At 57.9% G+C, this 24465-nt stretch carries 22 protein-coding genes; 3 read left to right on the top strand and 19 right to left on the bottom strand.

Features of this window, described 5'->3' with window-relative positions:
* Positions 1–50 precede the first annotated feature (50 nt).
* The 14 genes from GT019_RS18965 to GT019_RS18905 form a co-directional block, all read right to left on the bottom strand.
* On the bottom strand, positions 51–1400 hold the full coding sequence (locus GT019_RS18965) for an Nramp family divalent metal transporter (protein ID WP_161744749.1): 1350 nt from the start codon (positions 1398–1400) through the stop codon (positions 51–53).
* A gap of 216 nt (positions 1401–1616) precedes the next feature.
* The gene (locus tag GT019_RS18960; RefSeq protein WP_161744748.1) at positions 1617–2276 is read right to left on the bottom strand and encodes a YdeI/OmpD-associated family protein; all 660 of its coding nucleotides are present in this window, start codon (positions 2274–2276) and stop codon (positions 1617–1619) included.
* On the bottom strand, positions 2273–3028 hold the full coding sequence (locus GT019_RS18955) for a tRNA threonylcarbamoyladenosine dehydratase (protein WP_161744747.1): 756 nt from the start codon (positions 3026–3028) through the stop codon (positions 2273–2275). The genes GT019_RS18960 and GT019_RS18955 overlap by 4 nt, the downstream gene beginning before the upstream one ends.
* Before the next feature lie 81 nt (positions 3029–3109).
* A complete protein-coding gene (gene aspS, locus GT019_RS18950; RefSeq protein WP_161744819.1) occupies positions 3110–4927 on the bottom strand; it encodes an aspartate--tRNA ligase in 1818 nt (605 codons plus the stop codon).
* Positions 4928–4974: 47 nt separating this feature from the next.
* Positions 4975–6225: a histidine--tRNA ligase gene (hisS, locus tag GT019_RS18945; protein WP_161744746.1), complete on the bottom strand. Its 1251-nt coding sequence runs from the start codon at positions 6223–6225 to the stop codon at positions 4975–4977.
* 688 nt (positions 6226–6913) lie between these two features.
* The gene (locus tag GT019_RS31605; protein ID WP_201755456.1) at positions 6914–7072 is read right to left on the bottom strand and encodes a hypothetical protein; all 159 of its coding nucleotides are present in this window, start codon (positions 7070–7072) and stop codon (positions 6914–6916) included.
* A 164-nt stretch (positions 7073–7236) separates the two neighbouring features.
* Entirely contained in the window at positions 7237–7680 is a 444-nt protein-coding gene (dtd, locus tag GT019_RS18940) for a D-aminoacyl-tRNA deacylase (protein ID WP_161744745.1), read from the bottom strand.
* 33 nt (positions 7681–7713) lie between these two features.
* The gene (locus tag GT019_RS18935; protein ID WP_161744744.1) at positions 7714–9897 is read right to left on the bottom strand and encodes a RelA/SpoT family protein; all 2184 of its coding nucleotides are present in this window, start codon (positions 9895–9897) and stop codon (positions 7714–7716) included.
* Between the two features lie 209 nt (positions 9898–10106).
* Positions 10107–10619, bottom strand: a complete 513-nt coding sequence (locus GT019_RS18930; RefSeq protein ID WP_161744743.1) for an adenine phosphoribosyltransferase — start codon at positions 10617–10619, stop codon at positions 10107–10109.
* Positions 10616–13036 carry a single-stranded-DNA-specific exonuclease RecJ gene (recJ, locus tag GT019_RS18925; RefSeq protein ID WP_161744742.1) on the bottom strand — a complete coding sequence of 807 codons (2421 nt, stop codon included), beginning with the start codon at positions 13034–13036 and terminating at the stop codon, positions 10616–10618. The genes GT019_RS18930 and recJ overlap by 4 nt, the downstream gene beginning before the upstream one ends.
* Positions 13037–13077: 41 nt before the next feature.
* Entirely contained in the window at positions 13078–13989 is a 912-nt protein-coding gene (locus tag GT019_RS18920) for a cation diffusion facilitator family transporter (protein WP_161744741.1), read from the bottom strand.
* Positions 13990–14029: 40 nt separating this feature from the next.
* Positions 14030–14962, bottom strand: a complete 933-nt coding sequence (gene secF, locus GT019_RS18915; protein ID WP_328803991.1) for a protein translocase subunit SecF — start codon at positions 14960–14962, stop codon at positions 14030–14032.
* Entirely contained in the window at positions 14952–16223 is a 1272-nt protein-coding gene (gene secD, locus GT019_RS18910) for a protein translocase subunit SecD (RefSeq protein ID WP_161744740.1), read from the bottom strand. Before secD ends, secF begins: the two co-directional genes overlap by 11 nt.
* Before the next feature lie 88 nt (positions 16224–16311).
* Entirely contained in the window at positions 16312–16575 is a 264-nt protein-coding gene (locus GT019_RS18905) for a post-transcriptional regulator (RefSeq protein ID WP_161744739.1), read from the bottom strand.
* Positions 16576–16794: 219 nt separating this feature from the next.
* Here GT019_RS18905 and spoVB point away from each other — a divergent pair, with 219 nt between their 5' ends.
* Complete coding sequence (spoVB, locus tag GT019_RS18900; protein WP_161744738.1) at positions 16795–18405, top strand: stage V sporulation protein B; 1611 nt, start codon at positions 16795–16797, stop codon at positions 18403–18405.
* A gap of 34 nt (positions 18406–18439) precedes the next feature.
* On the opposite strand, the gene GT019_RS18895 is transcribed toward spoVB, so the two are convergent.
* Positions 18440–19252 carry a YetF domain-containing protein gene (locus GT019_RS18895; protein ID WP_161744737.1) on the bottom strand — a complete coding sequence of 271 codons (813 nt, stop codon included), beginning with the start codon at positions 19250–19252 and terminating at the stop codon, positions 18440–18442.
* Positions 19253–19482: 230 nt separating this feature from the next.
* Between GT019_RS18895 and GT019_RS18890 the strand changes: the two genes are divergently transcribed.
* Together GT019_RS18890 and GT019_RS18885 are read left to right on the top strand one after the other, a co-directional pair.
* Positions 19483–19884, top strand: a complete 402-nt coding sequence (locus GT019_RS18890) for a TIGR04086 family membrane protein (protein WP_201755455.1) — start codon at positions 19483–19485, stop codon at positions 19882–19884.
* Between the two features lie 112 nt (positions 19885–19996).
* Positions 19997–20851, top strand: coding sequence for a phosphatase PAP2 family protein (locus GT019_RS18885; protein ID WP_161744736.1), 855 nt, complete (start codon positions 19997–19999; stop codon positions 20849–20851).
* 65 nt (positions 20852–20916) lie between these two features.
* Here GT019_RS18885 and GT019_RS18880 read toward each other — a convergent pair whose 3' ends face one another.
* From GT019_RS18880 to queA, 4 genes are all read right to left on the bottom strand, one after another.
* Entirely contained in the window at positions 20917–21780 is an 864-nt protein-coding gene (locus tag GT019_RS18880) for a DUF421 domain-containing protein (protein ID WP_161744735.1), read from the bottom strand.
* A 132-nt stretch (positions 21781–21912) separates the two neighbouring features.
* Positions 21913–22239 (bottom strand): preprotein translocase subunit YajC, encoded by a 327-nt coding sequence (gene yajC, locus GT019_RS18875; RefSeq protein ID WP_161744734.1) that lies wholly within the window; start codon positions 22237–22239, stop codon positions 21913–21915.
* Positions 22240–22257: 18 nt separating this feature from the next.
* The gene (gene tgt / locus GT019_RS18870; RefSeq protein WP_161744733.1) at positions 22258–23391 is read right to left on the bottom strand and encodes a tRNA guanosine(34) transglycosylase Tgt; all 1134 of its coding nucleotides are present in this window, start codon (positions 23389–23391) and stop codon (positions 22258–22260) included.
* A 26-nt stretch (positions 23392–23417) separates the two neighbouring features.
* Positions 23418–24464, bottom strand: a complete 1047-nt coding sequence (gene queA, locus GT019_RS18865) for a tRNA preQ1(34) S-adenosylmethionine ribosyltransferase-isomerase QueA (protein ID WP_161744732.1) — start codon at positions 24462–24464, stop codon at positions 23418–23420.
* Position 24465 lies beyond the last annotated feature (1 nt).

Here is a 24465-nt window from a genome sequence, read left to right as displayed (position 1 = left end):
CAAGAAAGAAGCCCTCTCCGCACGGAGAAGGCTTCCCGTATTCGCTCGGTTTAACCGGCAAAGGTTTGGTACAGCAGGTAAATATTCAGTCCGGCGATGACGACGGCCACGAACCAAGCCAGCACTTTCAGCCAGAGCGGATTGGCGAAGCTGCCCATCTTCTTCTTGTCGCTCGTGAATTTCACGAGCGGGATGACCGCGAAGCTCAGCTGCAAGGACAGGATGACCTGGCTCAAGATGAGCAGATCCGCCGTGCCGCTTGCGCCGTACAGCCAGGTGACGATCACCGCGGGAATGACCGCGATCATCCGCGTAATCAACCGCCTCAGCCATGGTTTGAGCCGGATGTTAAGAAAGCCCTCCATGACGATTTGGCCGGCCAGCGTGCCCGTCAGCGTCGAGTTCTGGCCCGATGCCAGCAGCGCCACGCCGAACAGGATGCTCGCCGCCGCCGTTCCCAGCATCGGCGACAGCAGATGGTAAGCTTCCCCGATCTCGGCGACGTCCGTATGTCCCGCGGTATGGAACGTCGAGGCCGCGATGATGAGAATCGCCGCGTTGATGAACAAGGCAAAAAACAATGCGATGGTCGAATCCCAGGTCGCGTATTTGATGGCTTGGCGTTTGCCGAGCTCGGTCTGGTCGTACTGCCTCGTTTGAACGATGGAGGAGTGCAGGTATAAATTATGCGGCATGACCGTCGCGCCCAGGATGCCGATCGCAATGTAAAGCATGGCCGGATTCGAAACGATCTCCGTGCTCGGAATAAAGCCCTTCATGACCTCGCCGACTTGCGGTTGCGACCAGAACATCTCGATCAGGAAACAACCGCCGATGGTCACGATCAGCACGATGACGAGCGACTCGATAAAACGAAAGCCTTTATTTTGCAGCAGCAGGACGAGAAGCACGTCCAATACGGTTAATATTACCCCGGCAACCAGCGGGATGCCGAACAATAGATTAAGGGCGATCGCCGATCCGATGACTTCGGCAAGGTCGCAGGCCGCGATGGCAAGCTCGCAGAGCACCCACAACGACATCGCTACCGGCTTGCTGTAATGATCCTTGCAAGCCTGCGCAAGGTCGCGTCCCGTCACGATGCCGAGCTTGCCGGCGAGCGCTTGGAGCAGAATCGCCATAAGGTTAGAAAGCAGGATGACGGCCAGCAGCGAATAACCGAATTTCGATCCGCCTGCCAGATCCGTCGCCCAGTTGCCGGGATCCATGTAGCCTACGGCGACCAAGTAACCCGGTCCCGCGAAGGCGAGAAATTTTCGAAACCAGGAGCCGTGCTTCGGGATCTTCATCGATCGATATACTTCCGGAAGCGAATTCTGGGTTCGGGATTGCCTCCAGCCGCTCTCTCGGGTAACCGGTGCCGGTTGATTGGTGCTCATTGCCTTTCACCTCTTCGTGATCGTTTTGTATGTTATGTCACTACCTACACATATGCAGGCGGTAAACCATTGTTTCCTGATTTCATTGTACAACACCAAAAAAGTTTCATCAAGGAAACTTTTGTTGACTGGGACAAATTTCGTGGCTTGTAACAAAAAAACAGGTTTATCGGATCGTGATCCGATAAACCTGTTTTGCGCTAGCATCCTAAGCGATTAGAGCTTGTCCGAAGGCCGTTTCAGCTGCTGCCCCAGCTTCTCCGTCATCTCGCCGATGCGCTTGGCGCGCGTGACTTCCTGCTTGGCTTCGTTGATCCAGCGGACGTATTCCTTGCGGTGCGACTGCGCCAACCCCGCGAAGAACGCCTCCGCTTCGGGGGCTGCGGCGAGCGACGCTTTGACGTCGTCCGGGATGACGAGTTCCCTCACCGCCGACGTGCCGGCCGTGCGGCTCGCATCCGCCGCTCGGCTCGCTCTGGCGCCTGCCTGCACGAGGCCGACGGGGCGGAAGCGCATGGCCGACCAGGTATCGTCGACGGAGACCAACGACACGCCCTCCCAGCCTTCTTCCTTGACCGTTTTCCAGCCGCGGTCGCGGTTGATGTCCGTTCTGATTTTGGACGTGCCTTTGGGATAGCAGATCCAAAGCAGCCCTTCCTTCTTCACCGCTTTTAGCGCTTTGGGCGCATGTTCGTTCAAGCTGGCGATGTCCTTGGCGAACAGCATGACGAAGTCATACGTGCCGGCGTCCATCTCGCTGAACGGTTCGGCGCCCTCCGCTCCGAGCGCTTCCTTGTACGAATCGTCCGGCGTTTCCAGCAGGGCGACGCGCATATCGAGCGAAAGCCGGAGTTTGTTCATGAGCTCTACGTTCATTCGGCTTTTCCTCCCGTTTCGAGCAAATCTTTCACGACCGCGCCGACCATGATCAGGCCCGCCACCGGCGGCACGAACGCGTTGCTCGCGGGCGGCTGCTTCGCTTTGCGGATCTCCGGCGCGTTCTCCGGCACGATCCGCTGCGTGACGTCCTCGCGCGGCTTCATCGGCTCTTCGGTCGAGAACACGACCTTCACGCCCCGCTTGATGCCTTCCTTGCGCAGTTTCTGGCGGACGACGCGGGCAACCGGGTCCATCGACGTCTTGGAAATATCCGCCACCTGGAACCGCGAAGGATCCATCTTATTCGCGGCCCCCATGCTGGAGATGACCGGAATGTTCCGCTCCAGGCATTGCTTGATCAAATGAACCTTGTAGATGATCGTGTCCGATGCGTCGACGACGTAATCCAGCTTGTACTCGAACAGCTTCTCGTACGTTTCTTCGGTGTAGAACATGCGAAGCGAGATGGCGTCGCAATCCGGATTGATCAGCTTGATCCGGTCGCGCATCAGATCCGCCTTCGGCTGGCCGACGGTCGTCGTCAGCGCATGAATCTGGCGATTGATGTTCGTGATGTCGACGACGTCCTTATCGATCAGGATCAGGCGGCCGACGCCGGTCCTCGCGAGCGCTTCCGCGGCAATGGCCCCGACGCCGCCGATGCCGAGCACGGCAACCGTGCTCCCTCTCATTATATCCAACCCCTCGGGGCCGATCGCCAGCTCCGTCCGGGAAAATTGATGCAGCATTATTAAACGCACCTCCAAAGGCAATAAATAACGAATCCGGCTTCCGCCCGCCTGGGGGACGGACGAAAGCCGGGGCATGGATTAGTTTTGCGGAGCCGGCGCCGTTCCCGCGGCCGCGGCCTCAGTCTGCTTCGCCGCTTTCTGGATCGTGCGGATATGAAGCTGCTGCAGCTGCGAGATATCGACTTCGGACGGCGCGTCGCTGAGCAAGTCCGTCGCGCTCGCGGTTTTCGGGAACGCGATCGTCTCGCGCAGGTTCGTGCGGCCGGCAAGCAGCATGACGAGACGGTCGAAACCGAACGCGAAGCCGCCGTGCGGAGGCGTGCCGTAATCGAACGCATCGAGCAGGAAGCCGAATTTCTCATGCGCTTCCTCGAGCGAGAAGCCGAGCGCTTTGAACATCATTTCCTGCACGTCGCGTTTGTAGATCCGCATCGAACCGCCGCCCACTTCGTAGCCGTTCAGCACGAGGTCGTACGCTTGCGCGCGGATCTCGCCCGGGTTCGTCTCGAATAGCGCCAGGTCGTCTTCGTTCGGGCGCGTGAACGGATGGTGTTCCGCCACGTAGCGCTTCGCTTCTTCGTCGTAGCCGAGGAGCGGGAAGTCGACGACCCACTCCAATTTGAACTTGGATTCGTCGATCAAGCCAAGCTGCTTGCCGATTTTCAGACGCAGATTGCCGAGCACGTCCGCCACGACTTTCTTCTTGTCCGCGGAGAACAGGAGCAGATCGCCTTCCTCGACGCCGAGACGCGCCGTCATGGCCGCGATTTCCTCCGGCTTGAAGAACTTGACGATCGGGCCGCGCCATTCGCCTTCCTTCACCGTGACCCAAGCGAGGCCTTTGCCGCCGTAGCGCGCCGCGAACGGCTGCAGGTCGTCAAGCTCCTTGCGGCTCCAGCTCGCGCAGCCCTTGGCGTTCAGCGCCTTGACCACGCCGCCGCTTGCCGATACGGACGCGAATACTTTCACGTCGCTCGTCGCCACGATGTCGGTGATGTCTTCCATCTCCATGCCGAAACGAAGATCCGGTTTATCCGAACCGTATTTGTTCATCGCGTCCGCATGCGTGATGCGTTGGAACGGACGCGGGATGTCCACGTTGATCGTTTCCTTGAACAGCATCACGACGAGCTCTTCCATGAGATCAAGCAGTTGATCCTGGGACAGGAACGAGGTCTCGATGTCGACCTGCGTGAATTCCGGCTGACGGTCGGCGCGAAGGTCTTCGTCGCGGAAACAGCGCGCGATTTGGTAATAACGCTCGAGGCCGCTGACCATGAGCAGCTGCTTGAAGATTTGCGGCGATTGCGGCAGGGCGAAGAATTCACCCGGATGCACGCGGCTCGGCACGAGGTAATCGCGCGCGCCCTCCGGCGTGCTTTTGGTCAGAATCGGCGTTTCGACGTCGACGAAGCCTTGCCCGTCGAGATAATCGCGGAATACCTTCGCGGCCTTGGAGCGAAGCAGCAGCGTTTTCTGCATTTCCGGGCGGCGCAGGTCCAGATAGCGGTACTTCAGACGAAGCGACTCGTCGACTTCTACGCCGTCTTCGATCGGGAACGGAGGCGTCTTCGCCGCGTTCATGATTTCGATGTCCGTTACGCGGATCTCGATTTCGCCCGTCGCGATGTTCGCGTTGACGGTATCGGCATCGCGCTCCACCACTTGGCCGCGAACGGCCAGCACGAATTCGTTGCGGGCGCGGTCCGCGATCGCCAGGGCGTCGCCGGAGAAGTCCGGGTTGAAGACGATTTGCACGATACCGGTACGGTCGCGCAGGTCAATGAACAATACGCCGCCAAGGTCGCGGCGGCGCTGTACCCAGCCGTTCAGCGTAACGGTTTGGCCCACGTCCGCTTTCGTCAATGTTCCGCATGCATGCGTTTTGAGCATCATCATGTTTAATGTTCGACTCCTCTTTATTATGATTGGTATGAAGTAACCTAGCTGCCTCGGATCGCGTCCGCAAGCGCGTCAAGCGCCACGAACGTCTGCTCGCCCGTCGCCATGTTTTTCAAGGCGATCTCGCCGCGCTGCAGCTCGTCGTCGCCGAGGATCGCCGTGAAGCGAACCCGCAGCCGGTCGGCGGACTTCATCTGGGCCTTCATCTTGCGTCCTTGATAATCCCGCTCCGCGGCGATGCCGCGCATGCGCAGGCCTTGAAGCAGACGCGTCGTTTCGCGCTCCGCGGCTTCGCCCAAACCGACCAGGTACACCTCGACTTGATGCAGGTTCTCGAGCTCGGCGCCTTGGCTTTCCAAGAGCATCACGGTACGTTCGAGTCCCAGACCCAATCCGACGCCGGGCTGATCGGGACCGCCGATATCGGCCACGAGCCCGTTATACCGGCCTCCGCCGCCGACCGTGTCGATCGCGCCGATGCCTTCCGCCTTGTATTCGAACGCCGTGTGCGTGTAGTAATCCAAGCCTCGCACGAGCCGCGGGTTCACGGTGAACGGAATGTTCATGCCCGTCAAGTGCTGCTTCAGCGACTCGAAGTGCGTACGGCATTCCTCGTCGAGGCTGTCCAAGATGGAAGGCGCCTCCGCGAATCGATGTTGGTCGGTTTTGCAGTCCAGCACGCGAAGCGGGTTGCGGTCCATCCGTGCCTGGCAATCCTTGCAGAGCGTGTCGCGCATCGGCTCGAGGAAGCCGAGCAGCTTCTCCCGGAAAACCGCGCGTACCGCCGGCGTGCCCACCGAGTTGATTTCCACCCGGACGTCCTTCAAGCCCACTTCCGCGTAGAAAGCGTACCCCAGCGCGATGACCTCCGCATCCAAAGCCGGATCGACCGCTCCCAGCGCTTCCACGCCGAATTGATGGAATTGCCTGTAGCGTCCCGCCTGTTGGCGCTCATAGCGGAACATCGGCCCGATGTAATAAAGTTTCGTTAGGTCCGGCTCGCCGTAGAGCTTGTTCTCGACGTAAGCGCGGACGGCGCCCGCCGTGCCTTCCGGACGAAGCGTGAGGCTGCGGTCTCCCCGGTCCGTGAACGTGTACATCTCTTTCTCGACGATATCCGTCGTCTCGCCGACTCCGCGCTTGTACAATTCCGTCATCTCGAACATCGGGGTGCGGATCTCGCGAAAATTGAACCGCCGGCAAATGTCGCGCGCCACGCGCTCGACGAACTGCCATTTCTCCACGGCGCCCGGCAGAAAGTCCTGCGTGCCCGGAGGCTTCTGAAAAGCCATCGTCTATTCCTCCTCGAAGTCATCTAACGGGTCATGCGCCCGCTGCGGAAGCATCTGATTCATTGGCGGCACCGGCCGTGCATGCCGTAATCCGGCCACCAAAAAAGCCCCCGTCCTCCGCCTTGTTCAGGCAAAAGGGACGAGAGCTTGTCATATACAAGGCTATCGTGGTACCACCCACATTCCGAAACGCGCAGCTTGAATCGCCGTCGTTTCGCTTTATCCGGTTAACGCCCGGCTACGCAATACAGCTACTGAGCAAGGTGAAGCTGTGCCTGCAAGTTCGCCGCATGTCCTCCAGGATGTCAATTTCGTTCAAGCACGCCAAGGATTCTTCCAGCCAAGGAATCCCTCTCTGAGTCGGTGCAAGTAGAACGAAACTTTCCTATCAACGGATCGTTACATTATCTTATATATCATATCATTCCAGTTTCGCCCTGTCAATATACATCCGCTGCAACTAGGATCCTATCCAACGAAGGACAGAAAAAAACCTACAAACGAGTTGTAGGTCCATCAACAATATATTCAAAAAAGGGGGTCGACTTTTATTATAGGCACAGCATGTTAGAGAATCATTGAAAACAGGTTACAGTTTCATTACAAGATATGAAGCGGTTACTTGCAAGAATCGCGATATCGCTGCCATCCGTGCCTTATTGGATGCCAATCTGCCAGTCTAACCGAATTACGGCGCTTTCGACGGAATGACCGACGCTCTGCCCAATTCTCCGCCGGCCTCGATACCGGATTCCTCGCGGGCCAGCATGAGCGCTTCCCGCCGATCGGCAAACAGCAGCCGTTTCGATGTTCGTTGGATGCCTTGTTCTTTTCGCGATTGATGCATGCCGGGTTCGACCTCCACTGGTTCGCGCGCGTTCGTCCGCGCTGCGTTGTCAGCTTCTAGTGTGCCCGCATCGACGCTTTTCAACACGGCACGGCAAAAAAAGCGACTGCTATCGAAAACGCAAAAAAAGACGGCACATGCATGCCGCTTCCCTCTCTAGTCTGCTATGCCTTGCTGTCCACGATCAGCGTAACCGGTCCCCAGTTGGTGAAATTCACGTCCATCATCGCCCCGAACCTGCCGGTTGCCACCGTGAGGCCAGCCGCGCGAAGCGCTTCGTTAAACGCGTCGTACTGCGCCGAAGCTTGCTCCGGGCGCGCCGCCGCCATGAAGTTCGGCCGTCGGCCTTTCCGGCAATCCCCGTACAACGTAAACTGCGAGACGGACAAGATCGCGCCGCCGATCTCGGCGACGGACAAGTTCATTTTCCCGCTCTCGTCCTCGAAGATGCGGAGTCCCGCGACTTTATCGGCCATCCAGCGGATGTCTGTCTCCGTATCCTCATGCGTCATCCCAACCAACAGGACCAAGCCCTTCGCAATCGAGCCGACCGTCTCACCGTCGACCAGCACGGCCGCTTCCTTGCTTCGCTGCACGACTACTTTCATCTTCGGTTGTACTCCCCCGCGCGCTAAATAGAGTTACTGCATGATCCGGTGAACGGAATAAATGTCCTTCACCCGTTTGATGCGCTCGACGACGGCCTGCAAATGCTCGATGTTGCGGATGAGCACCGTCATATGGATCATCACCAGCTTGTTTTTATCCGATCGGCCGGAGACGGCCGAGATGTTCGTTTTGCTCTCCGAGACGGCCTGCAGCACTTCGTTCAAAAGTCCCGAACGGTCATGCCCCGTAATCTCGATGTCGACGCTGTAATTCGCTTCGACCGACGCTTCCCAATCCACTTCGATCATGCGGGCCGCTTCTTCGCCGTCGGCGCTGGACGTCAGGTTGGTGCAGTCCGCGCGGTGAACCGACACGCCGCGGCCCCGCGTAATATAACCGACGATGTCATCCCCCGGAACCGGGTTGCAGCACCGGGCGAAACGAACCAGCAGATTGTCCACGCCTTTGACGGATACGCCGTGCGTAGGACGCGTCTTGCGAAGCGACGGCGAAGACTTCATTTCCTTCATTTCGTTCGTGAGCTCGACCTGGTTCGCCTCTTCGGCTTCCTTGCGCATCTTCTCCGTCAGCTTCGTGCAGATCTGGGCGGCGGTAATGCCTCCGAAACCGACGGCCGACAGCATATCGTCGATATCGTTGAAGGTGAATTTGTACGCGGCTTCCTGCAGCTGCGCATCCGACATGAAGCTGGAAGCCTCCAGACCGAGACGCTTCAGCTCGCGCTCGATGGCGTCGCGCCCCTTGAGGACGTTCTCTTCGCGGCGTTCTTTCTTGAACCATTGCTTGATCTTGCTGCGCGCATGCGACGATTGGGCGATCTTGATCCAATCCTGGCTCGGACCGTAAGAATGCTTCGAGGTCAGGATTTCGACGATGTCGCCGGTCTTCAGCTTGTAGTCGAGCGGGACGATGCGTCCGTTGACCTTCGAGCCGATCGTCCGGTTGCCCACCTCGGTATGCACGCGGTACGCGAAATCGAGCGGGACCGCGCCGGCCGGGAGCTCGAATACTTCGCCTTTCGGCGTGAACACGAATACAAGGTCCGAAAAGAAATCCATCTTGAGCGATTCGACGAATTCCGACGCATCGCTGGCATCGCCTTGCAGCTCGATGATCTCGCGGAACAACGTCATCTTGTCCTCGAACGAGCCGCTCGGCACGACGCCGCCTTCCTTGTAAGCCCAGTGCGCCGCGATTCCGAATTCGGACGTGCGGTGCATCTCCCACGTGCGGATCTGCACTTCCGTGGGCTCGCCGGTCGGACCGATGACGGTCGTGTGGAGCGACTGGTACATGTTCGCTTTCGGCATCGCGATGTAATCCTTGAACCGGCCCGGCATCGGCTTCCACAACGTATGGATGATGCCGAGCGTCGCGTAACAGTCTTTGATATTGTCGACGATGATCCGAATCGCCAGCAGATCGTAAATCTCGTTGAACTGCTTGCTGCGCGCGGTCATTTTCTTGTAAATGCTGTAGATGTGTTTCGGACGGCCGGAAATGTCCCCGTCGATGCCCATATCGTCCAGTTTCTCGCGAATGCGGCCGATGACGTCGTCGATGTATTGCTCCCGCTCCGCGCGCTTCTTCTTCATGAGATTGGCGATCCGGTAATATTGCTGCGGATTCAGGTAGCGAAGGGCGATGTCCTCCATCTCCCATTTGATCGCGGATATCCCGAGCCGGTGCGCGATGGGGCAAAAGATCTCCAGCGTCTCGTACGCGATTCGCCGCTGCGCCTCTTCGGATTGATATTTGAGCGTGCGCATATTATGAAGCCGGTCGGCGAGCTTGATGAGGATGACCCGCATGTCCTGGGCCATGGCGACGAACATTTTGCGGTAGTTCTCGTTCTGCTGCTCTTCCTTGGAACGGAACTGGATCTTCTCCAGCTTGGTCAAGCCGTCCACGACGGCCGCGCACGCCTCCCCGAACCGGGAACGGACTTCCTCCAGCGGGACGGTCGTGTCTTCCACCACGTCATGAAGGAGCGCCGCGATAATCGACAATACGTCCATCTGCATGTTGATAAGAATTTCCGCCACGGCCACCGGGTGGAGGATATACGGCTCGCCCGATTTGCGCACTTGCCCGTGGTGGGCCTGGTCGGCGAATTCGTACGCTTCCGTTATCCGTTTCAAGTCTTGTTCCTTCATATAGGTTGATGCTTTATCAAGTAGCTGCTCTATGCCCATGAATGTCCCTTTCCGGAAAAGCGCGCGTCCGAGAGGCGCCGTATGCTTTCCAAATCATCCGAAAATCATGAAATGGTCCCGCGTGTTTGTTCTGCCCGAGTTTTTCCTATTATTATGCCTGTTTTCAAGCCTTTCCGTCAACCTCCGGTATAGCGAACGCCGGACGACGGAAGCGTCTGCTTCCATGTCCGGCGTCAGGCATTCCGATTTTAGTACGTCACCAGCGAGAAGATATCGATGCCGCCCAGCTTGCTGCGTCCGTCCAAATAGCCGAGCTCGATCAAGAAGGCCGCCCCGACCACTTCCCCGCCAAGCTGCTCGATCAGGTTGATCGTGGTCGCGATCGTGCCGCCGGTCGCGAGCAGATCGTCGGCGATCAACACCTTTTGGCCGGGTTTGATCGCGTCCTTGTGAATCGTCAGCTTGTCCTTGCCGTACTCCAGGTCGTAACTGGCTTCGACGACTTCGCCCGGGAGCTTGCCGGACTTCCGGATCGGCACGAAACCGAGCCCCATCGAGACGGCGAGCGGGGCGCCGATGATGAAGCCCCGCGCTTCCGGACCGGCGATCAGGTCGATTTGCTTGTCTTGGATCGCCTGCTTGATGTCGTTGATTGCCGCCGCGTACACAGCGCCGTTGTTCGTAAGCGTCGTAATGTCTTTGAACCGGATGCCCGGCTGAGGAAAATCCGGGATGACGCGGATATGCTCTTTATAATTCATGAAATACCTACTCCTTCGATATGTTGGTTTTGAATGATGCTCGCTTGCACCGTAAGCCAGTCCGTCAACGGCTTGACCGGAAGAGCCAGAATCTCGTTCGATTCCGCCGTCCGCTGGCCGTCGCGGTAGTGGCGGGAAAGCGACAGCTCCTTCTTGCCCGTAACGGCGCTAAGGACTAGCTTGTCGTCGGCGGTTTCGATAAACTGCAGTTCCTTGAACACGCTCAGCATCAAGGCGATGCTATCCTCCGAACGGCTGAGCTTGCCGGCCAATACGCCCTTGGCCGTCGCTTCCGGCAGCGGACACTCCCGCCGCAATAACTGGTAAAGCTGGCCGAACTGCTCCCGCGTCGGAAACTCGCCCTGCTCCTTGGCGATCTCGTAATGCAGATGAGCGGATTCGAGCCCTTGGCAAGCGGCGATCGCGCTGGACAGCTTCTCTGCGGAAGGCGGTTTGCCGAGCACGACCAAATGGCGACATTGTACACTTTGCCCTATGAGAGCCGTATATGTCAAGAGCCGAAATCTGTCCGGCAGCGACAGCTGCGCGGACGCACCGGCGGCTTCAGCCCAAGCTTCGTTCGGCACGAGCAAGATGCCTTCTCCCTGCGCCAAACCGGGCGACGCGAGCAATCGATCGGCGGTTTTCAGCGAGTCGCACCCGGGCTGGTTCCTGCCGTCGAACAGCTGGATATGCGGGACCCGAAGATCGCTCACCATGAACTGCGCTTTTCGCTGGCCGTTCCATTCGTTGATCGTCAGCTCGCCGACGAGCTCGACGGCCGCCCCGTTCGAGAGCCGATCCGCCAGATGCCCGTAGCCGAATCCCACGGCATCCAGCATTTTTCCTTGACCGGCAAGCGCCAGCTTCAGATGGTTCTTTTCTTTCCCCATCGTTTTGCGCTCCGCCAGGGTAATGCCCGTCAACAGCAGTTTCGGTGCGGCGTTGCCCGCGCCGAACGGCTCCAGCTTCGACAGCTGTTCGCGCACTTTGAGCGTCGCATCCTCCATTTTGCAGGCAAGGTCGATCTTCAGCTTCGGGATCCAGTCGTCTTCCTGCAGCCATTCATCAGCCAGTAGCGACAGCCTCTCTTCGAACAAGGGGAGCTTCTCCCGATCAAGCGTCATGCCCGCCGCCGCCTGATGGCCGCCGTAATGGTCCAGCCATTCCTCGCATTCCGTCAGCGCGGCATGCAAGTCGTAACCGTCGATCGAGCGGGCGGAGCCTTTGCATTTGCCCGTCTCGGCATCGATGCCGAGAATGATCGTCGGCTTGTAGTGCCTCTCGATCATCTTGGAAGCCACGATGCCGACGACGCCCGCGTTCCAGCCTTCTCCCGCGAGCACGATGACGGAAGGATGAGGCTTGCCGGCGGCTTCGGCGGCTTCGCGCTTCTCCGCCCACATCGTCTCGGCCTCCCGCACGATATCTTCGACGATTCCCTGCCGTGCCTTGTTCAGTTCGTCCAGTCGCAGCGCGCCGGCTGCGGCCGCTTCGTCGTTGCTTGCCGTCAGCAGGTCGACCGCGGCATCGGCATGCTCCAGCCGACCGGCCGCGTTGATGCGCGGCGCCATGCCGAACGCGATATGCGACGCCAGCAATGCCGACAGCTCGATGCCGCCGACCTCGGCCAGCGCCCGAAAGCCGGGTTTGTCCGTTTGGCGAAGCTGCTCCAGTCCTAACCGCACGAGCACCCGGTTCTCGTCCGTCAGCGGCATCAGATCCGCGATCGTCCCAAGCGCCACCACGTCGGTCCATTCCACCGGCGGTTCGCCCAGCAGCGCCGTCGCCAGCTTGAACGCGACTCCGACGCCGGCCAAGCCTTTGAACGGGTACTCGCAGTCCTGCTGCTTCGGGTTGACGATGGCATGAGCCGCCGGCAGCTCCTGCGGCGGCTCATGATGGTCGGTGACGACGACGTCCAAGCCGAGCTGGGACGCGTAAGCGATCTCCTCGACCGCGCTGATGCCCGTATCCACGGTCACGATCAAGGTAACCCCGAGCGCAGCCGCCGCGTCGAGCGCCTTCTTGTTCAAGCCATAGCCTTCCAACGTCCGGTGAGGTATGTAATGGTCGAAATTCAGCTCCAGTCGCCGAAACAGGTACGTCATCAGCGTCGTGGAAGAAACGCCGTCCGCATCGTAATCGCCGTAAATCCGGACGCGTTCTCCTCGCTCCTTGGCAAGCGCGATCCGCGCCGCCGCCGCTTCCATGCCTTTCAGCAGAAAGGGGTCGTGCAGGCATTCGAGGCCGCCGTTCAAAAACCGTCGCGCATCCTCGACGCGGTCGTACCCGCGCTGTACGAGCAGCCTTGCGACAAGCGGCGTCAGCGATAAGGAACGGGCCAACGCGCCCGCGCGAGCTTCGCCTTCCACGTCAAGCGAAGCCAGGTTCCAGCGTGTTTTCGATTGCAGCAATGCGCCTCTCACCTCGCTTATCAAAAAAATGAACGCTGCTGCTATTGCAGTAGCGTTGTCGATTGTTCCGGATGGGTATCATGATTGCTTTTATAGGGATAACCAGGATCATAAGGCTCCACATGGACGGTCACTTCCGTCATGTGATTGAACCGTTTCATGATGAATTCTCTGACGCGTTTGGCGATTTCGTTGCCTTCCAGCACCGAAATGCGGGGATTGACGCTGATGACCACGTCCGCCACGGCATAGTGGCCGTGCTCGCGCGCGCGCAGCACCTCTACGCTGATGACGCCCTCCATCCGCAGGACGACGGCCTTCAGCTCCGACAAGTCGGACGGTTCGACCTCCAAGTACCGGCTGCGCATCACGGATGCCGATGCGACGCGATACCCGCTGCTGAAGACGATCACGACGATGATCAGCGAAGCGGCCGGATCGAGATAATACAGGAGGTGCATGCCGAGCGGCCTGCCCAGCATCGATCCCCCCGTTCCCACCAGCGCGGCCAGCGAAGCGTAGAAATCCGCGCCGCGTTCTTTCGAAGAGAAGCCGGCTTCTTTCAGCAAGAAAGCCGCCAGGACGACCGCGGCCGCCGGCCAGCCGGGCGTGTCTTCAACGCCGTCCGCGATCGATTTGATGGCGGAAATTCCGATTTCGAGACCGACGATCATCAGCAATAAGGATGCCAGCACGCCCGTCGCGGCTTCCGAACGGCCCCGGGAAGCCGGGACCGGCGCAATCGGGGAACCGAGCTGCCTGCACCGGCGGACGCCGGTAAGCGAGACGAACGAGGCGGCTGCCTCGGAGGCCGATCGGCAGGCATCGGCGAGCAGCGATTTGCTGCCCGTCATGACGCCGACGCCGCCCTTGACCGCCGCGATACAGACATTGCCGATTAGCCCGGTCCATGCTGCGGATTCCGCTCTGGCATAACGTTGGTTCGCTGTCATGGATGCCTCCTGAAAGTTATAACGTTGGTTCTCTAGCTTACTACGATGCAGCCGAAGACTTGACATTCGTCTTCGGTTTTTGTTTGCTCTTCAACAGCAGCCACAGCGGGCTGGCGATGAAGACCGAGGAATAGACGCCGAAGACGAGCCCGATCAGAATCGCGATCGAGAACAACCGGATCGATTCGCTGCCGAAGACGAGCAGACACACCGTGGCAAAGAGAACGGTCATGACCGTGTTGATGGAACGGGACATTGTCTGCCAAATGCTGGAATCCACGACTCTTGCGATGTCTTCGGTCGTTTTGAGCTTCGCGAAGCGAAGGTTCTCGCGAATCCGGTCGAAGATAACGACCGTATCGTTGATGGAATACCCGATGATCGTCAACACCGCGACGATGAACGGCAGATTGACCTCCAGTCGGAAGATCGAGAACAAGCTGATGACGATGAACGCATCGTGCAGCAACTTGACGATCGCCGCCACCGCGAAGCGCCATTCGAACCGGATGCTGACGTAGATGGCAATCCCGATGCTTGCGATCAATACGGCCTTAAGGGCATTGCCCTGCAGCTCTTTGGCGATTTCGACGTCGACCGTGTTTACTTCCATGGACGCGTCTTTGTCGAATTTTTCGGCGATGCCTTGCTTCAAGGCTTTCTCCTTCGTATCGGTCAGGACGTCGTCGAAGCGAAGCGTAACGCGTTTCGCTCCGAAGGTCATGCCCGGCGTGCCGAAGCCGTTGTCCTTCAGGTAAGTTTCCAATGCCGCCTTCTGGCTGCTGACGTCTTTCTTGAACGAAATGTCGACGTTGGAGCCGGCCTTGAAATCGACGCCGTAATTCAATCCGAACACGCCTAGGGTCACGATGCCGAGCACCGTGATAATGATCGAGAAAATAAAGAAGTAACGGGCTTTCTTGACGAAGCTGAACTTCTTCTCGTCGATGTTATCGAATGCTTTATAGTGCACGTACTTCACTCTCCTTCACACCGAAGTTGGATTTCTTCTTGACAATTCCGCTTCGGACGAGAAGCGTGAGGAGCGCGCGAGAGAAGAACACGTTCGTCAACACGCTCAGGATGATACTGAGGAGCAGGATGACGGCAAATCCTTTAACCGAACCTACCCCGATAAAGAACAGCACTAGCCCGGCGATAGCCGTCGTTACGTGCGAATCGATAATCGTGCGGAAAGAGTGCTTGGAGCCCGATTTCTGCGACGAGAGGATGCTCTTGCCGCTGCGCAGTTCTTCCCGGATCCGTTCCGCCATGATAATGTTGGCGTCGACCGCCATCCCGATGCCGAGAATGAACGCGGCGATACCCGGGAGCGTCAGCGTCGCATGAATGAGATTGAAGCCAAGCAGCAGCAGCCAGATGTAGACGATGATGGAGATGCTGGCGATGATGCCGGGCAGACGATAGAAGAACATCATGAACAGCAAGATGATCACCGTCGCGATGGCGCCAGCTTCGACGGTTTCGTCGAGGGATTTCTTGCCTAGCGTAGCGCCTACGCTTTGGGTGTATTTCTCCGTCAGCTTCAGCGGCAGCGCGCCGAGGTTGATCGTGTCTTTGAGATCATAGGCTTCCGCTCGCGCGAAATTGCCGGTAATGGAAGCGTCCGTGCTGTTGATCTCGCTCGAGACGTTCGGGGCGGACAGCATCCTGTCATCCAGGTAGATGGCAAGCTGATTCGTGCCGGACGTGCTCAGCTTGGCCACTTCGCGGGTAATTTCCGCGAATTTGCTGGCGCTCTTCATCTTGATCGTAATTTCGTATTCGTTGAGGTTCGTCTGACGCACGTCGGCGCCGTTCTGGGTGAAGTCGCTGCCTCGCAGCTCTACTTTGCAGTAGCCGGCATCGGCGGCGCAGCCGCGCGCGCTGCGGAACGTCAGCTCGGCAGGTTTCTTGAGGACGTCCCTTACCTTGGCCTCGTCGGTCACGCCGGCGATTTTGACGCGGATGCGGTTCGCGCCTTCGGTCGTAACCTCCGGCTCTGCGACGCCCGTCGCGTTGGCGCGGGCTTCCAGGCTCTTCGCGGTTTCGGTCAGCGACTCCTTCGTAATCTTGCCTCCGGCCTCGATCGGCTCGGCTTCGTACAAAATCTCAAATCCGCCTTTCAGGTCCAAGCCTAGCTTTACGTCATCCACTACCCACTTGGACAAGCCCCCAACAACGCCGAGCGATACGACGATGATGAGTATGAACGTTAACAGTCGACGATTCATAATTCCTACAGTTCCCCCTTAAATACTCTGTTCAATATTCCTATTATAACGATGCCTCAAAAACGAGTCAAAAAAAAGAGCCCATCCGTTAAAAATGGGTCCCTTTATACGCGCTAAGCGTCATAAAGTTCATAAATTTTGTCACTTTTAACGATAATATGTCATTTACGACCTGATGCTTGGCCGGCTGCCCCGTCTTCGCGTACTTATCGTTGACGCAGTGCCACACTTCCTCGCCGGTTACGTATTCATAGCCGATCAACCGAAATTCCTCCGCCTTGCTGACGCATAAATGCTCGATGGTGGTCGCCCATTCCTCGTCCGTCATCGGTCTTTCCTCTTCATTCTCCATGTCTCGACCTCCTCGCCTCGATGTCTCTCCCGCATTAGGATTCGCTCTATCATGCCCACATTCCTGCTTTCTCGTTCCCCGGTCCAAAAATTGACTGCATGGAAGCGGACATGCCGCGCATAAGCATGAATAGGACATGTTTACGGAGTCGGTGAATGCTGCCTTCCCTGTCCTCCGACAGTGAACGCAAACCAATCGCCGCAGAGGGAGAGGAACGCATTGACCAAGCAAACGTTCATTAAAGGAGCCTTGATCCTGCTTGCCGCAGGAATCGTTAACCGCATCCTCGCCTTCGTGCCGCGAATCGCGCTGCCCCGCATCATCGGAGCCGAAGGCGTCGGGATCTATCAGCTTGGCTATCCCTTTCTTATCGTGCTGCTTACCTTGATCACGGGCGGCATTCCGCTTGCCGTCGCCAAGTGGATCGCCGAGGCGGAAACGCAAGGCGACGGCAGGCGCGTCAAGCAAATATTCCGGGCCGCCATGACGCTGACCATGATGCTTTCGCTCGTGCTCACCGTCCTGTTCGTTTGGCTGACGCCGTGGATCACGGCGAACCTGATGACGGACGCCCGCGTCTTCCAAACCTTTCGGATGATGAGTCCGCTGCTTCTTATAATCGGGATATCCTCCGTGTACCGCGGATATTTCCAAGGCAAGCAAAACATGATCCCGACCGCGCTCTCGCAAACGCTGGAAACGATCATCCGGATTATCTTCGCGTTGTTGTTCGCGCAATGGCTGCTTCCGCTCGGACTGGCATGGGGCGCCGCAGGCGCGATGCTCGGCGTCGTGGTCGGCGAAATCGCCGGATTCGCCGTGCTGCTGCTGCAGTACGCGCATGATCGCAGGAGGCCGGCCATCGTCCCCGCCGCTCCTGTTGATAAGGAGCATTCGACGAGTCCCTCGACAGCCAAAAGTATACCTGCCCGGCCCGACTCCCGGTGGCGCGCTCCCGTCATGCGCCGGTTGATCAGCCTCTCCGTTCCCGTTACAGGCAGCCGCATGATCGGCTCGCTATCGTATTTGCTGGAATCCATCTTCACGGCGAGGGCGCTTCTCGTTGCGGGAATCGCCACGGGCGCCGCGACGGCGCAATACGGCGCGCTCCAGGGCATGATCATTCCGATCTTGCTGCTTCCGACGGCATTGACCTACTCGCTCGCCGTTTCCCTCGTGCCGTCTTTGTCGGAAGCGGCAGCCAAAGGCGACAAAGCGACGATCCATAAGAGGCTGGCTCAATCGATGCGGCTCGCGCTCGTCACCGGCGCGCCGTTCGTCGTCGTCATGTTACTGTTGGCCGATCCGATCTGCCGGGTGCTGTACAACCACGCGGAAATCGCCCCGATGCTGAAATGGATGGCGCCGGTCGGGTTATTCATCTATCTGCAAGCGCCGCTCCAGGCCGCGCTTCAAGCGCTGGATAAGCCCTCCACCGCGCTCATGAACACGTTCATCGGCGCCGTCGTGAAGCTCGTCCTCATCATCCAGCTGGCCTCCATGCCCTCCCTCGGCATTTACGGGGCGCTGATCGCCATCAACGCCAATATCGTGCTCGTCACGGCGCTGCACTGGATCAGCGTCGCCAGATTCGTCGGGTTCCGCATGCAATGGCTCGATTTCCTCAAAGTCGGCGCCGCGATGGTCGTCATGGGCGCCGCTTCCCTTTGGGTCATGAACCTGCAGGCGCTTCCGGCCTTATGGCAAAACCTGCTCACCGCTTGTTTTGCCGGCGCGGTCGTCTATTTGATCCTGATGGTCGCGCTTCGCATCATCGACCGGTACGATGCCGCGCGGATTCCGTTCGTGGGCAGATGGTTCCGGCCATGAAAAAGCACCGGCTTGATGATGCCGATGCTGGACGTTACTTGCGCTTCCCGCTTCTGTGCTTGACATCGATGAACAGCTTGCCCCGATGATCGATCGTGCATAGGAACACCTGCTTGAAATCGACGATGCCATGCTCGCGAAGCTGGGTATTGAGCCAGAAACGGTCCTTCTCGAGCTTTTCCAGATTATGCTTTTGGATCTCCCCGTCCATGATCAGCGGAACCGGCAAATTTTCGAAGCGGTAATTGCGCGGAAAAGCCTTGGGCAAATGCGATTCTTTATTGGTGTCCGGCTTCGTAGCGGCACGCATGCCGTCTCCGCTCGCATCCATGTTCCATGCGTCATGGGCCTCGTCTTGATCTCCCCGACGTTCCTCGTCCGATGAGGACGGAGTCACGGCTTTATCCTTCTGAATGATGGAGAGCTTGCCCGTCGATTCCAGGATCGCGAATTCGACATCCGCGATATTCGTCTTGTTCTCGCGAAATTGCAGCAGTAAATCGTCTAAATTGTACCTTTGCTTGCGCATCGCTTCGCGATTTATTTTGCCCTGCTCGACGATGAAAGTCGGTTCTCCGTCGATCATGGTTCGCATCTTTCGGGACTTGAGCGATATAAGCGCAATCCCGATCTGAATCAATAGCAGCAGGATCATCGGGAATATGCCGTCCATGATCGGACGTTTCGTATCTTCGATTACGAAGACCGCGATTTCCGCGATCATGACGGAGATGACCAGATCGAACACCGACAACTTTCCGATTTCCCTTTTCCCCATCAGCCGCATGATCACGAACACGACCAGATAAATGAGAAGCGTACGGAACAACAGACTCCAATATTCCATAGGGCCGCCCTCCCAACGTAAGGTACACCTATTGTCACCGGATGGGATGCGGGTCATACGAAAGGGGGAGCTTCGAATTTATGGTAACCGCCGCGCCTCCCCTTCTCCCGCAATCCGTTGCTTCCTATGGCTAAACCGTTCCAAACGGCGTTCAACGTGTACTAATCCCGCCGGCTTGGCCATATGTTGTAATAATATGGACAAGACGCGAAATGGAGGGATCGATCCGGATGAAACCGATCAACGCGATGAAAAACGTACCGAAAGCACACATGGCCTCGCCTCTTCTGTCAGGCATATTGTACGCTTCGATTTGGCTTGCCCTGGGGGCGCTGGTCCTGTCGATGCTGCTCAGATGGGGCAGCATGCAGGAAAGCGCGCTCCCGACTTACAGCTTGGCCGTTCACGGTTGCTCCGCCTTGGCCGGCGGATTCGTGTCGGGACGAAGATCGAGGCAGCGCGGCTGGTACTACGGCGGCATGTTGGGCATCGTGTACGGCATCCTGATCCTGTTGGTCAGCTTTCTGGCTAGCAATGCCGGCTTCAGCGGCAAGACGATGACGATGCTGGTCGAAACGCTTCTTTGCGGCTCCCTCGGCGGCATGATCGGCGTCAATACGAAGCGTTCCTAAGCGCTTCGCGCGGAATCCGTTATCGGTCCGGGGAGTTGTAATCATCCCTGAAAAATGTGTTATACTATATCGGACCGTAACGACGCAACACCTTAGGGGGATAAACAGAATCATGATCTTGTTCGACAACATGACGACGGTCGCCATCTACACGGCCCTGGCCGTCATCGTTCTGATGTGGTACGGAGCCGCAGCGAATCCATTTAAAATCGGCGGATTATTCGTTAAAGAGAACCTCTTTAACCGCAAATATAATATCCACTTCGTCTTGCTCATTCTCATACTGTTCTGCAACAAATTCGAGCTTCGAATCGAGAAGCACATGACGAACACGCGCGATTTCGCCGGTTTTTTTCAATCGATCGAAGGCAGCTTCGTCGCCAACTTTCAGCATGCCTTTCAGAGCGACTGGTTGACGCCTATTCTGGCCTTCATGTACGTGGTCGTCTTCCAGGCGCTGCTGATCGCCTCCGTCGGCATCTATACGTACCGGAGCCCAAACAAAACCATGTTCTACGCGACGTGTTACGCGATCATGATCAACTATGCGTTCGCGATTCCGTTCTACCTGTTCTTCCCGGTCAGCGAAGTCTGGTACCACGATCCCAACGTCAGCTTCCTGATGCTGAAGGCGTTCCCGGATTTTGAAAACCAATACCGCGCCTTGTCGGGACTGAACAACTGTTTCCCGAGCCTGCATACGTCCATCTCCGTCACGCTTGCCATCCTGGCCGTGCGGTCGGGCATCAAACGTTGGGCTTGGTTTTGCTGCATCAGCGCGCTCATCATTATCTTCGCGATTTTCTACCTCGGCATCCACTGGCTCATCGACATGTGCGGCGGCCTCGCGCTCGCGACATTCGCCTCCACGATGGGCATCCGGCTGAGCAAAGCGAAATGGTCGCTGCGCGGACGCCGCGGCACGGTGGTTCCGCCGGTCAGCTATTTGCGGGAAGACGCCAAATAATCTACGTTCTTGCACGTTAAGACGACCGCTGCATCGGGGGCATGCTCCCGTGCAGCGGTCGTTTGTCATTGGTAGATAAGCGGCCGCACTTCGTCGATCAGCTGCTGCAGCTGTTTGGAACAAGCGGCATATTGCTGCTTCTCCTTCTCGTCCGCCGACAGAAGGCCGTACATTTCCATATCGGCTTCGCATTTCTTGAGCGCCGCCAGCAGCGAGGCTTGCCCGTTGGGGATTTTCGGCAGCTTCGCCTTATCGTCGAAGAGATCGAAGTACAGCGTACCGGAGTCATCGATCTGCGCCAGGTAGACATCCTCGATCTTCACGTTGGACTTGGCCAACTCTTTCTTCACCCAGTTCTCGTTGTACCCGGAGGAGCGCAGCGGATCGGGAAGAATGTTGCCGTCCATGATCACGACCTGCGGTTCATGCTCGGGCTGTACGCGAAGGCCGAGCGTCTTCGGCGTCAGCGGCTGATTCTCCGACTTCAGCATGACGTTAATGGCCCCGCTTACCTCCATGACGGCAAACTCGACGTCAGCCGGCTTGAAGACGTCCTTCCTTCGCAGGCTCTCCATCAGCTCGTCCGTCGTGATGCGTTCCTTTTTCAGGTTGCCTTCCAATATCTTGCCCTTCTGAATCAGCACCGTCGGCTGTCCGTCGATCCAATCGCGGGCTTTTTTGCTTTTCATCTGAAGCATTTCGATGCCGAGCGATACGGCCGCCCATACCCCCAGCGACAACATGCCCAGATACCAATGATTCTCCGCTTCCAAGGACACGTAGCCCGCCAGGTTCCCGATCGTGATGCCGGTAATGTATTCGAAAACGGACAATTCCGTCACCTGCCGCTTGCCCAGCACCTTCGTCAGCACAAGCAGGAAAAGCACCGCGGCCAGCGTGCGGAGAACGATTTCCAACCACAAATGCATAAACTCGTTTACACCTCGATCCCGTTGTCGTCCCCATAGTATTCACCTTAAAGTTGGAAACTATGAGCCTTTCGAACGGTTCGAAAGGGAACAAAAAAAAGCGGCTGCGCTCGCGCGCTGCCGCCCTTCTCGTTACCCTTTGATATCTTCCGTTTTCTCTTCTTTCGCCATCACGGGCGCGGACGCCGTTACGGCTGCGCTGGAGGAGACGACCGTATTGATCGCGCTGCGATCGAACGTGATCTTGGTGGAATCGTTGACGCGAAGGACGACGATATCGTCGGTCAGCTCCAGGATCGTGCCGTGCATGCCGCCGATCGTGACGATCTTGTCGCCTTTCTTGATGGCGCTCAGCATCGAGTTGCGCTGTTTCGATTTACGCTGCTGCGGACGGATCAGCAAGAAATAAAACACCGCAAACATGAGAATAAACGGAATTAAGGATGCAGCTCCTGACATTTCATTTCACCCCTTTCCTTAAAATCCTTTATCGTTCTCGAATAAGCCGTACTTGGCGAAAAATTGGTTCCGGAAGTCGAGCAGCCGGTCTTCCATGATCGCCTGGCGCACGCCTCTCATCAATTCCAGCAGGAAATGCAGATTGTGGATGGTCGTGAGGCGAATGCCGAACGTTTCGTCCGCTTTGATCAGATGGCGGAGGTATGCTCGCGAATAATGGGTACAGGTATAACAGCTGCATTCGGGATCGAGCGGACCGAAGTCTTCCGCGAACTTGGCATTGCGAATGACGAGTCTGCCGGAGCTGGTCATCGTCGTGCCGTTGCGCGCGATCCGGGTCGGAAGCACGCAGTCGAACATATCGATGCCGCGGATGGCGCCGTCGAGCAGCGCGTCGGGCGATCCGACGCCCATCAGATAGCGAGGCTTGTTCGCCGGCAGCAGCGGAACCGTACATTCCAGCACGTTGTACATGATATCCTTCGGTTCTCCGACGCTTAATCCTCCAATAGCATACCCCGGGAAATCCATGGAAGTCAACTCGGACGCGCTCTGGCGGCGCAGGTCCTCGTACATGCCTCCCTGCACAATCGCGAACAATGCCTGATCGTGCGGACGGGCGTGCGAAGCGAGGCATCGCTCTGCCCAGCGGGTCGTCCGCTCGAGCGATTGCTTCACGTAATCGTACTCGGCGGGATAAGGCGCGCACTCGTCGAACGCCATCATGATGTCCGAGCCGAGGGCGTTTTGAATCTCCATCGCTTTCTCCGGCGACAAGAACATTTTGTCCCCGCTCAGGTGACTGCGGAACTCCACGCCTTCTTCCTTGATCTTGCGCATGTTGCTCAGGCTGAAGACTTGAAAGCCGCCGCTGTCCGTCAGGATCGGCCGGTCCCAGTTCATGAACTTATGGAGACCGCCGGCCTTGCGCACGATCTCGTGGCCGGGGCGAATGAACAGGTGGTACGTGTTGCTCAAAATAATATGCGCATCCAGCGTCTTCAGCTCTTCGGGACTGACCGTCTTGACGGTCGCCTGCGTGCCGACGGGCATGAACGCGGGCGTCTCGATGACTCCGTGCGGCGTGTGCACGCGGCCCAGCCTTGCTCCTGTTTGTTTGCAGGTCTTGATTAATTCGTATGTGATAGCCACTTTGCACTCTGCCTCTTTCTAGGTTCCTAATAAATAAACATCGCATCGCCGAAGCTGAAGAACCGGTATTCCCGTTCGACCGCCTCCCGATACGCCTGCATGATGGCCGAACGACCGGCCAGCGCGCTGACGAGCATGACGAGCGTCGACTTCGGAAGATGAAAATTCGTCAACAACGCATTCACCAGCTTGAACTCGTAGCCCGGGAAAATAAAGATATCGGTCCATCCGCTGCAGGCCCGTATCTCTTCATACGCAAACCGGGCGGCAACGGTTTCAAGCGTTCGCGAAGAAGTTGTGCCGACGGCGATGATTCGGGTGCCTTCGGCCTTGGCGCTTCTCAGCATCGCGGCCGTCTCTTCGCTCAGTTCGTAATATTCCGCGTGCATCGTATGCTCCTCGACCGTATCCACCGACATCGGCCGGAACGTCCCTAGCCCGACATGCAGCGTGATATAACCGATCTTCACGCCCTTGCGCTCCAGCTCTTCCAGGAACGGCTTCGTGAAATGCAGGCCGGCGGTCGGCGCCGCGGCAGAGCCTTCATGCTTCGCGTAGACCGTCTGATACCGCTCGCGATCGTCCAGCCGTTCCTTGATATAAGGCGGGAGGGGCATTTCGCCGAGCCGGTCGAGCAGCTCCGGGAAGATGCCTGCATATTGGAACTCAACGACCCGCGCGCCCATTTCCCCTTCGCTCACGACGACCGCCTGGAGCAAGGGCGCTCCCGTGCCGTCGTCGCCGAAGCTCAGCCTGGCGCCGGCTCTCAGGCGTTTGCCCGGCTTCGCCAGCGTCTCCCAACGGTCGCCCTCCAGCTGCTTGAGGAGCAGCAGCTCCACCTTCGCACCGGTGTCGGACTTGACCCCGAGCAGCCTGGCGGGCATGACCCGGGTATCGTTCAAGATGAGCGTGTCGCCGGCTTGCAGCAGCTCCGCCAGTTTCGTGAACGAGTGATGCCCGATTTCGCCGGTCTCCTTATTCAAGGTGAGCAGTCTCGACGACGTTCGGTCCGCAAGCGGCGTCTGCGCGATCAAGCGTTCCGGCAATTCAAAATCAAATTCATTTACATTCATG

It is taken from the genome of Paenibacillus glycinis (genome assembly GCF_009909185.1).
Taxonomy (GTDB): Bacteria; Bacillota; Bacilli; order Paenibacillales; family Paenibacillaceae; genus Paenibacillus_Z; species Paenibacillus_Z glycinis.
Note: the sequence above shows the minus strand (reverse complement) of the source record. Positions and strands in the feature narration are given on the sequence as shown.